The organism is Rhabdobacter roseus (assembly GCF_014202275.1).
GTDB lineage: Bacteria > Bacteroidota > Bacteroidia > Cytophagales > Spirosomataceae > Rhabdobacter > Rhabdobacter roseus.
On record NZ_JACHGF010000006.1, the window covers coordinates 85,347 to 101,730 of the forward strand.

The 16,384-nt window shown below is 55.1% G+C and carries 7 protein-coding genes; 6 read left to right on the forward strand and 1 reads right to left on the reverse strand.

What is annotated here, in order from left to right:
• The first annotated feature begins 20 nt into the window (after positions 1–20).
• Positions 21–2,399 carry an ABC transporter permease gene (locus tag HNQ92_RS18380; protein ID WP_184175932.1) on the forward strand — a complete coding sequence of 793 codons (2,379 nt, stop codon included), beginning with the start codon at positions 21–23 and terminating at the stop codon, positions 2,397–2,399.
• Positions 2,400–2,554: 155 nt separating this feature from the next.
• Entirely contained in the window at positions 2,555–5,008 is a 2,454-nt protein-coding gene (locus HNQ92_RS18385; protein ID WP_184175934.1) for an ABC transporter permease, read from the forward strand.
• Positions 5,009–5,162: 154 nt separating this feature from the next.
• Here HNQ92_RS18385 and HNQ92_RS18390 read toward each other — a convergent pair whose 3' ends face one another.
• On the reverse strand, positions 5,163–5,771 hold the full coding sequence (locus HNQ92_RS18390) for a class I SAM-dependent methyltransferase (RefSeq protein ID WP_184175936.1): 609 nt from the start codon (positions 5,769–5,771) through the stop codon (positions 5,163–5,165).
• A 451-nt stretch (positions 5,772–6,222) separates the two neighbouring features.
• On the opposite strand from HNQ92_RS18390, the gene HNQ92_RS18395 reads away from it, so the two are divergent.
• The 4 genes from HNQ92_RS18395 to HNQ92_RS18410 all read left to right on the forward strand — a co-directional run bounded on the left by HNQ92_RS18395 (position 6,223) and on the right by HNQ92_RS18410 (position 16,327).
• Complete coding sequence (locus tag HNQ92_RS18395) at positions 6,223–8,625, forward strand: ABC transporter permease (RefSeq protein WP_184175938.1); 2,403 nt, start codon at positions 6,223–6,225, stop codon at positions 8,623–8,625.
• 96 nt (positions 8,626–8,721) lie between these two features.
• Positions 8,722–11,184: an ABC transporter permease gene (locus HNQ92_RS18400; protein ID WP_184175940.1), complete on the forward strand. Its 2,463-nt coding sequence runs from the start codon at positions 8,722–8,724 to the stop codon at positions 11,182–11,184.
• Between the two features lie 126 nt (positions 11,185–11,310).
• Positions 11,311–13,743, forward strand: coding sequence for an ABC transporter permease (locus HNQ92_RS18405; RefSeq protein WP_184175942.1), 2,433 nt, complete (start codon positions 11,311–11,313; stop codon positions 13,741–13,743).
• Between the two features lie 130 nt (positions 13,744–13,873).
• Positions 13,874–16,327 (forward strand): ABC transporter permease, encoded by a 2,454-nt coding sequence (locus HNQ92_RS18410; protein ID WP_184175944.1) that lies wholly within the window; start codon positions 13,874–13,876, stop codon positions 16,325–16,327.
• The last annotated feature ends 57 nt before the right edge of the window (positions 16,328–16,384 follow it).

Consider the following 16,384-nt stretch of genomic DNA (forward strand, 5'->3'; position numbering starts at 1 on the left):
GAACCTCAACCTAAAAAGTCATGATCCAAAACTACCTCAAAATTGCCTGGCGGGGCCTTAGGCGTTCTCCGATCTACGGGCTGCTCAACATCTTCGGACTGGCCATAGGCCTGACCTGCGGACTGCTGATCGCTACCTATGTGCTGGACGAACTGAGCTACGACCGGTTTCATCAACATGCCGACCGCATCGCCATCCTGCAGCAGTATGAAAACGTGGGTGTGAGCGGAGGGAAGCTGGCCACCGATTTTAAGCGACAATTTGCGCAGGTAGAAAATGTAGCGCGCCTTAAGCAAGCCAATCCATTGCTTACTACTACCGAAGCCGCCGCTTACGAAGAGCATTTCTTTTTTGCGGATAGCAGCGCATTCAGTGTCTTTACGCTGCCCCTTCGGCAGGGCAACCCGGCTACGGCTTTGGTGGAGCAATACGGCGTTGTAGTGTCGGAGTCGATGGCACAGAAGTACTTTCCAGGGCAAGATCCGATGGGAAAGACCATCCAATACGATAAAAAGCACAACCTGCGTGTAACCGGCGTGATGCGGGACCTACCGGGCAACTCCCACCATAAAATTGATTTTCTGGCCAATTACGCCAATGCCAACGAGCTACTGGGCTGGGATGTGACTACCAACCTTTGGGCTGGAAGTACCTGGACGTATCTGCTGCTGGTGCCAGGTACCCGCCTCGAAACCCTCGCGGCGCAGTTTCCGGCCTACTTGAAAAGCCTAAACGACCCCAACGTGGGGGTCTGGAAGCTCGGGCTGATCCCACTCACCGACCTGTACCTTCGTACGGATCTTATCGCGCCTAATCGGCAACTGTACGTAACTATTTTTTCGGCCGTGGCGCTTCTAATCCTGGCGCTGGCTGCTTTTAACTACGTCAATCTGGCCACAGCGAGGGCTACTCAGCGGGCACGGGAAGTGGGCGTACGCAAGGTACTTGGCTCGTCGTTCGGTCAGCTCTGGCGGCAATTTTTGGGCGAAACCGTACTTTTTATTAGCCTGGCGTTGATGCTGATGGCCCTGCTGGTACCATTCGTACTGCCGACTTTCAACGAAGTAGCCGACAAGCAGCTGACGCTCGCCTCCATTTATACCACTACCCGGGTAGGAGGGCTTTTGCTGGGGGCGGGGGTACTTTGCTTGCTGGCCGGAGGGTACCCGGCGTTCGTGTTGTCGTCGTTTAAGCCAAGCCTGGTGCTGAAAGGTACTTTTAGCGGTGATGGTACTCGCACGCCCTTGCTGAGGAAGGTGCTGGTGGTAGGGCAGTTTACGGTATCAATCGTCATGATCGTGGCCACGCTGGTGGTGTACAGTCAGCTTCGGTACGTCCAGACGAAAGATCTAGGCTACCAGCGGGAGCAGGTACTGGTCATGAACCTGCACGACGCCAGCTCCGAAGCCAAGCTACGTTTTCGGCAGGAGGTGCAGAAGCTGGCCGGGGTGGAGTCGGCTACGCAGAGTTACAGCGTACCGGGTAGTGGGGCTTTGCGTGGCGAAAAACTCGTTAGCGAATACAAACCTGCCGGGGCGGCAGATCTTAGCATCAGTCGCCTTACCATAGATGAGCATTTTCTTTCCACCTTTAATATCAAGCTTTTGCAGGGCCGCAATCTGGACGCTAACCGCCTCGAAGATCGACGGGCTTTTCTTATCAATGAAGCGGCCATGAAGTACTTTGGCTGGGAAAACCTGGACGGGAAAACGCTGGGTTACTACACCTTTGAGTACGATCCCCAGGGAGGCTACCGGGAAGTACCCCAGCGGGGGCCGGTAGTAGGGCTAGTGGCCGACTACCACCAGAACAACCTGAAAAGTACCATTCCGCCGTTGCTTTTTTCGCTCAATGACGGCTGGGAAGAGTTGGTTTCTGTCAAGATCCGGGCCGGAGATATACCCGCTACGCTGGGGCAGATCGAGCAATTATGGAAGCAGTCGTTTCAAACTACGCCGTTCGACTACGAGTTTCTGGACGACTTCTTTCAGCGTACCTACCAGTCAGATCTTCGGGCCGGGCAGGTATTTGGGTTATTTGCCGCCCTCGCTATTCTTATTTCCAGCCTGGGGCTCTTCGGGTTAGGGGCATTTGCCGCCGAGCGGCGCACTAAAGAGATCGGCGTGCGAAAGGTACTTGGGGCCAGCGTGGGTAGTATCGTAGCGCTGCTGTCGGTCGATTTCCTGAAGCTGGTACTTATCGCGTTGGTCATTGCTTCGCCCATTGCCTACTATTTTATGTACCAATGGCTGCAGAACTTCGCCTATCGGACCGACCTCCACGGGTGGGTATTTCTAGTTGCCGCCGTCATAGCCGTTACGATCGCCTTTGCTACGGTCAGCTACCAGGCCATCAAAGCCGCACTCATGAACCCGGTGAAGAGCCTGCGGAGTGAGTAGCATGGGGCATGGGGCATTGGGCATAGGGTAGTTTAAAGTTTAGCGTTCAAAGTGTAAAGTACCTCCTGCGGAAGCAAAGTGCCCTCACGCCCTTCGCCCCACGCCCTTCTCCTTTTACCACACATAAAAAAGAAAACACAAACCAATAAAAAGTCATGATCCAAAACTATCTGAAAATTGCCTGGCGGAATCTGTGGAGCCAAAAAGTATTCTCCTTCATCAACATCATTGGCCTCACGGCAGGCCTCACCTGCTGTTTTTTGATTGTCCTTTTTGTAAGGCACGAGCTGAGCTACGACCAGTTTCAGACGCGCTTCGACCGCATCCACCGCATCACGTACTTTCCCCGCTTTGCGGGTTTGGAGCAGCCGCTGGCGCTTACGCCCCCACCGGTGTCGCCACTGCTGGCGGAATCTTTTCCGGAGGTAGAAGCCTCCGCCCGGATGTTTCGGAGCCCGGCTACGGTTGAAGTAAAAAAAGCGGACGGCGCGGCCCCGGCCAAGTACGACGAAGATCGCTTCTTCTTCACCGACCCGGCTATTCTGGATATTTTTTCGTTTGAGTTTATAAAAGGGAATCCTCAGGAGGCGCTACGGGATAAATTTTCGGTGGTACTTAGTGAAAAGACCGCCCGAAGGTACTTTGGCGAGGCCGATCCGCTGGGGCAGACCATCACTTACGAAGGCAAGTACCCCCTGAAGGTAGCGGGCGTGGTGAAAGACTACCCTGACCACTCCCACATCCACCCGGAGCTGCTGGCCAACTACGAAACCATGTACGCCACCGAAAACGAGGGCGCGCGCCAAAACATACCCTACAACTGGATTATTTCGCACTCCTACACCTACGTATTGCTGAGGCCCGATAGCAAGGCCGAGACGATAAACGCGCGTTTTCCGCAGTTTATCAAAACCCACGCGGATGCCGAGGTAGCCAACGGCATCGAGTACCGCCTGGAGCCGATGAAGGACTTCTACTTGCACACCGACGCCCAAAATACCCCCGAGCCGGTAAGCAGCATGTCCCGGTTGTACGTGTTTCTGGGCATTGCCGGGCTCACGCTGCTCATTGCCTGCATCAACTTCATCAACCTGAGTACGGCCCGCTCGCTCCGGCGCGCCAAGGAAGTGGGCCTCCGGAAGGTCATGGGGAGCTACCGGCAGCAGCTGATCGCGCAGTTTTTGGGCGAGTCGTTGCTGCTAAGTACCCTGGCGCTGGGCCTGGCCCTGGTGCTGATCGGGCTGCTTTTACCGCTGCTCAACAGCCTGACCGACAAGCAGCTCACCCTGGGGTACTTCCTGAGCGATGGCGTACTGGTACTTTTGTTCGTGGGAATCGCCGTGGGTGCGGGGGTACTTTCGGGTATTTACCCGGCCCTGGTGGTGTCGGGTTTTGAGCCGGTGGCTACGCTGAAAGGGAATTTCCTGAGCGGCAAAGCCCGCGGCGGGGTACTTCGCCAGGTACTTTTAGGAGTACAGTTTGTGGCCTCCATTGCCCTCATCATCGGGACGCTTGTAATGGGCCAGCAGCTACGCTTTTTACAAAATCGCCCGCTAGGCTTCAACAAGGACTTTATCATTACGGCCAATACCCGTAGCCCTAAAATCACCAACGTTTTTGCGACGGCCAGCGACAGCAGCTACCAGCGGCTAAGTACCTTCCGGGAGGTACTGTTGCAAAATCCGCAGATCGAGGCCGTAACGCTATCCAGCCAGGTACTTGGCGACGGCAGCGTGCGGCGCAACGTAGTACCCGAAGGCCGCGCGGCTCAGGAGGAGCTGCTGTTTGCGTCGGTACTGGCGGTGGACTATAACTTTGCCGGTACCTATGGGCTTCAGGTGTTAGCCGGGCGTGATTTTTCGGAACAATACGGTACTGATAAGTCCGCGGGGTACCTTGTCAACGAAGCCGCCGTGAAGCAGTTTGGCTGGCGATCGGCGGAGGCAGCCGTGGGCAAGTCGCTCAACGTGGAGGGCAAGGCCGGTAGGGTAGTTGGCGTCCTGAAAGATTTTCATAATCAGTCGCTGTACACTCCCATAGCGAGCCTGGTGCTGCACATCGAGCCGCCGCAGCTCACGCTGGTGTCCATCAAGCTGCGGCCTACCCAGGTAGAAGGCACGCTGCAAGCCGTACAAAGTACCTGGGACCGGTACTTTCCCGAAAAAAGCTTCGAGTACCAATTTCTGGACCGCAACCTGGCGCAGCTCTACGACCGCGAGCAGCGACGCGGCACGCTCATCAGCTACTTTGCTGGGCTGGCCATCCTGATTTCCTGCCTGGGGCTTTACGGGCTCATTGCGCTGGTAACCCAGCAAAAAACGCGGGAGATCGGCATCCGGAAGGTACTTGGGGCCAGCGTGGGTAGTGTGGTTATTTTATTGGCCAAAAATTTCGTTGTACTGGTGCTGGTGGCGATGGTCATTGCGGCACCCCTGGCCTGGTGGGCCATGGACCAATGGCTGCAAGAGTTTGCCTACAAAATCACGATCGAATGGTGGATCTTCGCCGCCGCGGGCCTGCTTACCTTGCTCATAGCCCTGCTGACGGTCAGCTTCCAGAGCGTCCGCGCCGCGCTCATGAACCCGGTGAAGAGCTTGCGGAGTGAGTGAGTGGCTTGGGGCATAGGGTACGGGGCAAAGGGTCTTGGGTACGGGGTACTTTTTAATAAAAGTACCCTACTAAGCTCCCTTTCTCCGCCGGAGAAAGGGCCGGGGATAGAGGCTTTGAATGGCCGCTTTTTTTTACCCTCTGCCCCATGCCCTTTCAACCGCGCTTTGGATTGACCAAAATGCCCAGGCCGTAGTGGTGGGGGTAGTTGTAGAGTTTTTGTCCGGTGGCTTTGGCAAGGTCCTTGACCGCCTGGCGCACTTCCGGAAAGCTCTCGGTGTCGTGGAAGATGGTACAGTCGCTGTGTTGGGCAGCCCAGAGCCCGCAGGCGTAGGTGTCTTCGTAGGTATGGACAATATCCACGTGGGCGAAGTTGTAGCGTTGCTCGTCCTGCGCGATCCAGTCGCGGTAGTCCGACTTCACGAGCCGGATGTTGGGGTAGGTGGCTAGCCGCTGGCGCGTCTCTTCGTAGTGATCCTCCTGGTGGACGGTGTGAATGTCGCCGGCGAAGGTATCGACGCCCACTACCTGCTCGAAGTAGTTGGAAAAGACCACCGCGGAGTACCCAAACTCCACCCCAAACTCGATGCACCGCTGGCGACCAATCTGGAAGCGGTCCAGGATGTCTTCGATGATCACTTCCAGCCCCTGCCAGGCCGAAACGACCTCCAGCATTTGCGCGGGGCGGGTCGTTTTGCGGGGCTTATAGACGGGGATTTCTTCCGAGCCCAGGAAGGTATCTTTCAATCGCTGGATCAGGCGCATAGGCAGGTCGTTGAAGGGACTATTTTTTCAAAGGTACTTTATTGCGCCTGGAAAAGGAAGGCAGGTACCTTCAAACTATAAATTCATGGGCGGGAACAGCGTGAATGATCTTCCCTTTTTCCTCGAAGCGGTCTTTTTGCGAAAGCGTAGCGATAGTACCTTCGGGCTTATTGAAAAAGTCCAGTGCTTCTTACAGGCCACGCGTAGAGCAGACCGTAGCATCCTGGCCAAAGTTGTTGCCTATAAAACGGTCCATTACTCATGGATAACTATTTATTTTCTAAATAGAAACTTTCCCGAACAGGTACTTTCACTAAGCGTTCGTAGCTGAACAAGACTGTCCGAATTCGGACATTTTTTAATAATAGATATTATGTAAGAGTCTGACTATAAGGAGATTTGGTTTGCTGGTATGTCTTTTGCAGACGCAAAAGGATACTCCATAGAAGCCATGATCAGAAACTTCCTCAAAATTGCCTGGCGGAATCTTGTCAAGAACAAGGTTTACTCTTTTATCAACATTTCAGGCTTGGCTACTGGCATGGCCGTGGCGATGCTCATCGGTCTCTGGATCTACGATGAGCTTTCCTACAACACCTACCACCCGAGCTACGAGGACATCGCGCAGGTCATGCAGAAGCAGACCAGCAACGGCAAAACCTACACGGGCAGCGCCATTCCGTTTCCGCTGGGGAAAGAGCTTCAGGAAAAGTACGGCAGTAGCTTCAAGTACCTCGTGATGTCGTCGTGGGAGGGCGAGCATTTTCTGTCGGTGGGTGATACGAAGCTCAACAAGACGGGCAACTTCATGGATGCGGATGCCGCCAAGCTGTTGTCGCTGAAAATGCTGAAAGGAACGCAGGACGGACTCAAAGACCCGAACTCCATCCTGCTGGCAGCCTCGACGGCCCAGGCGCTCTTTGGCAGCGCGGAGCCTCTCGACAAGGTACTTAAGATCAATAATAAGCTGGACGTAAAAGTAACGGGCGTCTACGAAGATATTCCGCATAATAACCAGTTTAGCGCGCTGACGTTTATCGCCCCCTGGGACCTGTACGTGGCGTCAGAAGAATGGATACAGCGGGCCCGGGACAATGCGCAGTGGGGCAATAACTCCTTTCAGCTCTTTGCCCAGATTGCCGACAATGCCGACTTCGCGGCCGTGGATAAACGCATCCTCAAATCGAAGTACAACAACGTTTCGGAGGGCGAAAAAAAATTCGACGCGCAGATATTCCTGCACCCCATGCGCGACTGGCGGTTGCGCTCGCACTGGGAAAACGGCGTGCAAACCGGAGGGCTGATCGAGTACGTTTGGCTGTTTGGGATTATCGGCATTTTTGTGCTGCTGCTGGCCTGCATCAATTTCATGAACCTAAGCACGGCCCGCTCCGAGAAGCGGGCCAAGGAGGTAGGTATCCGGAAGGCCATTGGCTCCGTGCGGGGGCAGTTGATCAGCCAGTTTTTTAACGAGTCGTTGCTGGTCGCTTCGCTGGCCTTTGTGCTGTCGCTGGTACTGGTGCAGCTGGTTTTGCCGTGGTTCAATCAGGTGGCCGACAAGCAGATGCTCGTCCTCTGGGCCAGTCCCTGGTTTTGGCTGGGTAGTATTGGCTTTACGGTTCTGACCGGCCTCGTGGCCGGCAGCTACCCGGCGCTGTACCTGTCGTCGTTTCAGCCCATCAAGGTACTTAAGGGTACTTTCAAGGTCGGTCGGTTTGCTTCGGTGCCGCGCCAGGTACTGGTGGTGGTGCAGTTTTCTATTTCGCTGGCCCTGATCATCGGCACCATTATCGTCTACAATCAAATTCAGTATTCCAAAGACCGGCCCATTGGCTACAACCGCGACGGCCTCGTGATGGTGCTCATGAAATCGCCGGATTTCTACGGGAAATTCGACGTACTACGTACTGAGCTCAAAAACGCGGGGGCTATCGAAGAACTGGCCGAGTCGTCGAGCCCGCTCACCAGCGTGTGGTCCAACAGCGGAGGGTTCGACTGGCCGGGTAAAGACCCAAAGCTGGATACCGACTTCGCCACGGTTTTCGTCACGCACGAATTTGGCAAAACCGTAGGCTGGCAGTTTAAGGACGGGCGCGACTTCTCGCGCGATTTTTCCTCGGATTCGTCAGGCGTGGTGCTCAACGAAGCGGCCGTCAAGTTCATGGGGATTAAAGACCCGGTGGGTACTTCGATCTACTGGGGCTTCGGGAGCGACCGGGAAGAATTTAAAATAGTAGGTGTGATCAAAGACATGCTGATGCAGTCGCCCTACGAGCCCGTGAAGCAAAGCATCTACTTCCTGGATTACGAAAACGTAAACTGGATTACGCTGAAGCTCAACCCCAACCAGAGCGCCACCAAGAGCCTGGCTACGATCGAAAGTACCTTTAGGAAACACATCCCCTCGGCCCCGTTTGATTACAAGTTTGCCGACGAAGAGTTTGGGAAAAAATTTGCGAATGAAGAGCGCATCGGTAAGCTGGCTACCTTCTTTGCGGCGCTGGCTATATTCATTAGCTGTTTAGGTTTGTTTGGGTTAGCATCGTTTGTAGCCGAGCAGCGTACCAAAGAAATCGGCGTCCGCAAGGTACTTGGCGCGTCGGTGTTCAACCTCTGGCAGATGCTCTCTAAAGACTTCGTGGTATTGGTCATTATCGGCTTTGTCATTGCCACGCCGGTGGCTTACTACTTCCTCTCGGGCTGGCTCCAGAAATACGAGTACCGCACCGCTATTTCGTGGTGGGTTTTTGGCGTATCGGGCCTGGGTGGGCTGCTGGTGACGCTGCTGACAGTCAGCTTCCAAAGCATCAAAGCGGCCCTCATGAACCCGGTGAAGTCGCTTAGGAGTGAGTGAAGAATGAAAAACGAAGTAAGGCACCAAAGTTAGTAGCAACATGATTTACAACTTTCGGCACTTTCCTACCTTCTTACCTAACCACCTAAAACAGCCATGATCCGAAACTACCTCAAAATCGCCTGGCGGAACATCATCCGTAACAAGACTTTCTCGGCTATTAATATCCTGGGTCTGTCGGTGGGTTTGACCTGTTGCATGTTGCTGCTCTTGTACATTCGGAGCGAGCTAGCGTTTGATAAGCACCACCAGCAGGCCAATAACCTATACCTGCTGAGCCTCAAAGCGGCGATTGGACAGGGAGCAGGAAGGGAGTTTGCAACTTCCCCGGCGCCCTATGCCCCGACGCTGCGATCGGAGTACCCCGAGATTGAGGAGACGACCCGTCTGTTTGCGCCCGAAAACAAAACCCTGATCCAGGTACGAGAGCCGGGTAAGCAGGTACTTTCCTTCTACGAGACCAAGGGTTATCAGGTAGATTCCAACTTCTTCGCTATGTTTTCCTATGAGTTTGTCGAGGGAAGCCCTGCCAACGCGCTGGCTGACCGCAACGCGGTGGTACTGTCGGAGGAGGTAGCCCAAAAGCTCTTTGGCACCGGGCCGGCGCTTGACAAAACGGTCCGTATCAGTGGCGATCTGGGCCTGGGCGAAGACTTCAAAGTAACGGGCGTGTACCGCGATGCCAGCGCCCGCTCCCATATCGACGCCCGGTTCTTTGTTCCCCTCTACGCGGGGGACATTGGTAATTTCCTGCGGGAAAGTCGGCTCGATTTTGCCAACAACAACATGTTCTTTACGTACCTGCGGCTGCGGCCGGGTACCGAGCCTGCACAGCTGATGCATAAGCTACCGGCCTTCGTGGAAAAGTACGCCCGGGCCGACCTGAAGCAGTACGGCTTTGATGTAGCCCTGCAACTGGTACCCGTCAAAGACCTGCACCTGGCCGATCAGTTTCAAAGCGTAGTTACGCCTACCAATACTACTACTTACCTGTACATCCTGGCTTCCATTGCCATCTTTACCCTCCTGATTGCCTGTATTAACTTCATGAACCTGTCCACGGCTCGCTCGGCCCGGCGGGCGGCGGAGGTAGGGGTTCGTAAGGTCATGGGGGCGGAGAAGTTCGCACTGGTGTGGCAGTTCCTGGGCGAGTCGATGGTACTCACGCTGCTGGCGCTGGTGATTTCCCTGGTCCTGGTGGTCCTGCTGCTGCCGGTCTTCAATCAGCTCACGGGCAAGCAGCTGCATTTTACCGAACTACTCGAGCCGGGCATCCTGCTGACTTTCGTGGGTCTGGCCCTGCTGACGGGTTTCATTGCGGGTAGCTACCCGGCCTTTTACCTGTCGCTGTTTAACCCGGTGCTTGTGCTCAAAGGCCGGGCCGCGTACGGCAAGTTTGCCAATACCCTCTCGTCGGTGGTGCTACGCCGGGGGCTGGTAGTGTTCCAGTTTGTGGTGTCGGTGGTGCTGGTACTGGCTACCTTCGTGATTCTGGAGCAGATGAAGTACCTGCGTAACACCTCGCTGGGCTTCACGCAGGACCAGCAGATTGCCATACCGTTCCGGTCGGGAGAGGCACGGGCAGTGTACTCCGCCTTCCGGAACGAGGTACTTACCAGCAACCAGGTCGTAGCGGCGGGGGGCGCGCAGTACTACCCCGGCATCTTCAACGCCTCCGACCTCGTAATGCACCGTCCCGACCAGCCTCAGGACCAGGGCTCCGAGATCAAGATCAACCGTGTGGACTACGAGTATCTGCAGACGATGGGCTTTGACCTGAAGCAGGGGCGCCTGTTCTCCCGCGAGTACCCCGGCGATACCAACGACCGCATGGTAGTGAACGAAGCCCTGCTGAAGGAGTTTCAGATTCCGGCCGATAAGGCCATTGGACAACGGTTGAGCTTCGACTGGCAGGGCGTCACCTATCCGTTCGAGATTGTGGGTGTTGTGAAGGATTTCCACTATGAAAACCTACACCAGACCATCCGACCGTACGCGTTCCTGCTGAATAACCGGTCCCGTTTCAATTACCTCATCGTGCACGTCAATACCGATAACATGCAGCAGGTACTGGGCTTTATGGAGCAGAAATGGAAAGCCCTGCGGCCCGACGAACCCTTTGAATACACTTTTCTGAACGAGGATTTTCAGAAGAACTACCAGGCCGAAGCCCGTACATCCCGCATCGTCAGCTACTTTACCATTATTTCCATCCTGATTTCCTGCCTGGGCCTGTTCGGACTGGCGGCCTTCGCGGCGCAGCAACGCACCAAAGAAATCGGCGTGCGCAAAGTCCTCGGCGCGAGCGTTGGCAGCATCGTCGCGCTGCTTTCCCAAGATTTTCTGAAACTGGTACTGATTGCAATCCTGATTGCGTCGCCCATCGCGTGGTATGCCATGAATCAGTGGTTATCGAACTTCGCCTACAAAATCGACATCGGTTGGTGGATTTTCGCCTTGGCGGGAGGACTGGCCGTGGGCGTTGCATTGCTCACGGTGAGTTTCCAGGCCATCAAAGCCGCCCTGATGAACCCGGTGAAGAGCTTGCGGAGCGAGTGATTGGCAGAGGGTAGTTTAGCGTTGAAAGTTCAAAGTGTAAAGTACCCAGCAAGCTCCCTTTCTCCGCCGGAGAAAGGGCGGGGGGATAGAGGCCCTTTTAAAGTACCTTTTAAAATAATAGCTAACATGATCCGGAGCTACCTCAAAATTGCCTGGCGAAACCTGACCCGTCACCGGGGCTTTACTATTCTCAATACGTTGGGCCTAAGCGTGGGCGTGGCAGCTGCATTGTTACTATTCATGGTGGTGCGCTATGAGCTGAGCTTCGATACCTTCCATCCCCATTACGACCGGGTTTACCGCCTAGTGCAGCAGCAAACCTATGCCGATGGTGGCGAAGAAATAACACCGGGTAGCCCGCTGCCCGTAGCAGCGGCCCTGAAGACGGACATCCCGCAGTTTGAAAAGATTGTACCGATCTTCGGTACCCTGGACCCGCAGGTGACGGTACTGGGCAGCGACCCTGCTTCACAAGATGTTTCTACCAAATTCATGGAGAAAAACGAAGGCGTAATGGTGGAGCCTGATTTTTTTCAACTGTTCAACTACCGCTGGCTTGTGGGCCGTCCTGAGGTGTTGGCCCAGCCCAACGTGGTGGTACTGTCGCGCAAGTTTGCCGAAAAATATTTCAAGGACTACCAGCAAGCCGAGGGAAAGTACCTGCGGATCAATAACACGACGACTATGAAGGTAGGTGGGGTACTGGAAGACGCTCCGGCTAACACGGACTTCCCGCTCAATCTGGTGCTTTCCTACGAATCCAAGCGCGCCAAGCCGGAGCTGTTTGGGTTTGGGGATTTTGAAAATTGGGGAAGTACCACTACAAAAGACCAAATTTTTGTATTGTTGCCCGAGCACTTTTCGGTGGCTTCGGCCAATGCCTTGCTCGAAAAATTCTCGCGCAAGCACTACGACATCCGGAAAGAAAAAGGCAAGCAAACGCACTCGCTGAGCCCGTTGGCAGACGTACACCACAACGTTGGACTGGATAACTATAAACATCGCGCGGTGCCGAGGGAGCGGATTAGAAACATTGCCGTAGTAGGCATCCTCATCCTACTGATGGCCTGCATCAACTTCATCAACATGTACTCCGCACTGGCCACCAAACGCGCCAGGGAAGTAGGCGTCCGCAAGGTACTGGGCAGCCAGAAGAGTCAACTGGTGGCGCAGTTCCTGACCGAAACGTTTTTGGTGGTGCTGGGGTCGGTAGCCGTAGGTCTTGTACTGGCTTACATGGCGATTCCGCTACTCGAACAAATGTTTAATGTACCTACCGATCCGTCGCTGTACTTCACCCCCGAGCTGGGTCTGTGGCTACTGGGCGGTCTGCTGGTACTTACGTTGCTTTCGGGCGTCTACCCGGCTTTGGTACTTTCCTCGTTCTCGCCGCTGGAAGTGTTCCGCCAGAAGGTTTCGCGCGGCTGGATGGGCGGCCTTACGCTTCGCCAAAGTCTGATCGTGTTTCAGTTCGCAGCAGCACTGGTACTGATCATCGGCACGGTTATCAACCTGCGGCAGATGGAGTACGTCAGCCAGCTCGACCTGGGTTTTGTGAAAGAGGGTGTCTATACGCTCAGCATGGATACCGAGTACCGGTCGCGCAATGAGGCCCTCCGCAACGAATTACTAAAAATCCCCGAAGTACGAGCTGTCTCCTACGCGTCCGATCAACCGTCTTCCGGCAACAACTGGCGGAGCAACTTTGCTTTTACGAATATGTCCGAGGACGAAGATTTCAGCGTCTCGATGAAGATGGCCGATGGTGATTATTTCAAAACCTTCGGCATCGAGTTCATAGCGGGTACCCCTTACGCGCCGGGCGACACCAATACCAAATTTGTGGTCAACGAGCGGCTCCTGAAAAAGCTGGGCGTGACCGATCCTGCCTCCGTCATCGGCCACCATTTGCGCATGGGCAACTGGGACCCCGCCCCCATCGTGGGCGTCATTAAGGATTTTCATACTCATTCGGCTAAAGAAGAAACGGACCCCATATTGATTACCCAATTGGCTGAGTTTTATTGGTCAGGAGCCGTGAAACTGCAATCCCAGAACTTGCCAAATACGATTGAGAAAGTAAAAGCGGCTTACGAGAAAATCTTCCCGGAGGTACCTTTCGTAGGGAAATTCTACGAAGAAAGCATCGAAAACTTTTATCAGGCTGAGCAGCAAATGGGCTTGCTCTACCGCACCTTCGCTGGCCTGACGATTTTTATCGCCTGCCTGGGGTTGTTTGGCCTGGCGGCCTTTACCGCCGAGCAACGTACCAAGGAAATCGGCGTACGCAAGGTACTTGGGGCCTCGGTGGTAAGCATCACGGCGCTGCTTTCCCAAGATTTTCTGAAGCTCGTCGGCATTGCCATCGTCATCGCTTCGCCCGTGGCGTACTACTTCATGAAATCGTGGATGGAGAGCTTTCAATACCAGATCGGAATCGAGTGGTGGGTGTTTGTGCTGGCGGCGGCGCTGGCACTGGCTGTGGCATTCTTGACGGTGAGTTTCCAGGCCATCAAAGCCGCCCTGATGAACCCCGTGAAGAGCCTACGGAGCGAGTGATTGGCAGAGGGCCGTGGGCGCGGGGCAGAGGGTGGTTAAAGTGTAAAGTACCCCCACAATAACAAAGTACCCTTTGCCCTTACCCCTCCGCCCTATACCAAAAGTACCTGTTAAAAAGAACAACTAAAACATGATCCGGAACTACCTCAAAATCGCCTGGCGAAACGTACAAAAGAGCAAGCTGTTTTCGGCCATCAATGTGTTTGGCCTATCGGTAGGCATGACCTGCTGCATGTTGCTGCTGCTCTACATTCGCAGTGAGCTTTCGTTCGACCGGCACCATGCCTTTGCCGAGGATATTTATTTACTACGAAGCGAAAACTGGCGCAATGGCGATAAGATGGATAACCCGCGCGCGCCCTCGCCTTACGCCCAGGCCATCAAGGCCGAGTACCCCGAGGTCGTGCAGGTGACGCGCCTGTGGCCCAACTTCGTCGAAAGCCAAGCCTTGCTGAAAATACAGGAGCCGGGGCAGGCCGTAAAGTCTTTTTACGAAACCAAAGGCTACCAGGTCGACTCGACTTTTTTCGACGTCTTTTCGTATGACTTCCTGGAAGGCAACGCCCGCACGGCGCTGGCCGATCCGCAGTCGGTGGTGCTGTCGGAGGAGGTGGCTCGGAAGCTATTTGGCGAAGTACCCGCCCTGGGCCGTACGATCCGCATTGGCGGGTCGAGCGGGTACGGTGAAAGCTTCAACGTAACGGGCGTTTACCGAAACGAAAGTACCCGCTCGCACATCGACGCCCGCTATTTTCTTCCCATGACGGCCGGTTGGGTCGGGGGCTTCCTGCGCGACCAGCCGCAGGACTTCACCAACAACAACATGTTTTTTACGTACGTCCGGCTGAGGGAAGGTACCAACGCGGCACAGTTTACGCAGAAACTACCTGCCTTTGTCGAAAAGTACGCCCGGCAGGATTTGAAAGCCGCCGGTGTGGAAAAGTACCTCTTCTTGCTGCCGGTGTCGGATATTCACCTGTTTAGCCGGATCAATGCCATCGTTACGCCTACTACCAGCACTACCTACCTGTACGTGCTGGCGTCCATTGCGTTGTTTACGCTGCTCATTGCCTGTATCAACTTCATGAACCTGGCCACGGCTCGCTCGGTCAAGCGGGCTGCGGAGGTAGGGATGCGCAAAGTAATGGGAGCGGGCCAAGGTAGCCTGATCGGGCAGTTTCTGGGCGAGTCGATGGTACTTACCTTCCTGGCGCTGTTGGTAGCGGTAGCGGGGGTGGTCCTTTTCCTGCCCGCTTTCAACCAAATGGCCGACAAAGCCCTGGCTTTGCAGGACTTGCTTCAGCCCGAAATCTTGCTGGCATTTGTCGGGCTGGCTTTCCTGACGGGCCTGCTGGCGGGTAGTTATCCGGCGTTTTACCTATCGGTCTTCAATCCCCTGGACGTCATCAAAGGTAGGTTTGTCAACTCAGTTTCGGCTACGGCTTTGCGGCGGGGGCTCGTGGTGTGCCAATTTGTGATTTCGATCGGCCTGGTGGTGGCTACACTGGTGATCCAGAAGCAGATCCAGTTCATGCACGACCAGCCGCTGGGCTTTACCAAAGAGCAGCAGGTCGTCATTCCGCTGCGGAGCGATAAGGCCCGGCAGGCCTACCACGCGCTGCGCGAGGAAATTTTACAGAATAATCAGATCACCGCGGCCTCGGGTACCTCTTACTACCCAGGCATCACCAATGCCAGCGACCTATCGTTGTACCGTCCCGACCAGAGCGTAAACGAATCGGCGTTGGTTAAAACCAACTGGGTAGCCCCGGATTTTATGCAAACGATGGGCTTTACGATGGTCGCGGGCCGCATGTTGTCGGAGCAATTTCCGGGCGATACCAACTCCCGCATGGTGGTCAACGAAGCAACCCTGCGCAAGTTCGGCATCCCGCTGGACAAGGCCGTAGGTACCCGGCTCAATTTTCCCGAAGGCGACGGCTCGATTTATCCCCTCGAAATCGTGGGGGTAGTGAAAGACTTTCACTTTGCCGACCTGCACCAGGCCATCGAGCCGTACGCGTTTTTTCTGCACCTGGGCAACGACTTCCGGTACCTCATTGCCCACGTCAATACGCACGACGTTGGCCAGGTACTTCCCGCTCTGGAAGCCAAATGGAACGCATTGATGCCGGGCGAGCCCTTTACGTACAGCTTTCTGGATGAGGATTTCCAGCGCAACTACGCCGCCGACGCCCGTACGGCCCGCATCGTCAACTCCTTCACGCTCATTTCGATCCTGATTTCCTGCCTGGGGCTGTTTGGCCTGGCAACCTTTGCGGCCCAGCAACGCACCAAGGAGATCGGCGTGCGCAAGGTACTTGGCGCGGACATTACGAGCATCGTGGCGTTGCTTTCCGGCGATTTTATCAAGCTGGTGCTGATCGCCCTGGTCTTGGCCACGCCGCTGACCTGGTACGTCATGGAGCAGTGGCTGCAGGATTTTGCCTATAAGATCAGTATTCAGTGGTGGATGTTTGTGCTGGCAGGTACCTTGGCCGTTGTGATCGCCCTGCTGACGGTCAGCAGCCAGGCCATCAAAGCCGCGCTCATGAACCCGGTGAAGAGTTTGCGGAGCGAGTAGGGTGGGGCATGGGGTCTTGGGCACGGGGTACTTTTTAATAAAAGTACCTTACTAAGC

Bases quoted from the DNA above. Each gene is read 5' to 3' on its own strand.
- HNQ92_RS18380 (WP_184175932.1), top strand. From the start codon at position 21: ATGATCCAAAACTACCTCAAAATTGCCTGGCGGGGCCTTAGGCGTTCT.
- HNQ92_RS18385 (WP_184175934.1), top strand. From the start codon at position 2,555: ATGATCCAAAACTATCTGAAAATTGCCTGGCGGAATCTGTGGAGCCAA.
- HNQ92_RS18390 (WP_184175936.1), bottom strand. From the start codon at position 5,771: ATGCGCCTGATCCAGCGATTGAAAGATACCTTCCTGGGCTCGGAAGAA.
- HNQ92_RS18395 (WP_184175938.1), top strand. From the start codon at position 6,223: ATGATCAGAAACTTCCTCAAAATTGCCTGGCGGAATCTTGTCAAGAAC.
- HNQ92_RS18400 (WP_184175940.1), top strand. From the start codon at position 8,722: ATGATCCGAAACTACCTCAAAATCGCCTGGCGGAACATCATCCGTAAC.
- HNQ92_RS18405 (WP_184175942.1), top strand. From the start codon at position 11,311: ATGATCCGGAGCTACCTCAAAATTGCCTGGCGAAACCTGACCCGTCAC.
- HNQ92_RS18410 (WP_184175944.1), top strand. From the start codon at position 13,874: ATGATCCGGAACTACCTCAAAATCGCCTGGCGAAACGTACAAAAGAGC.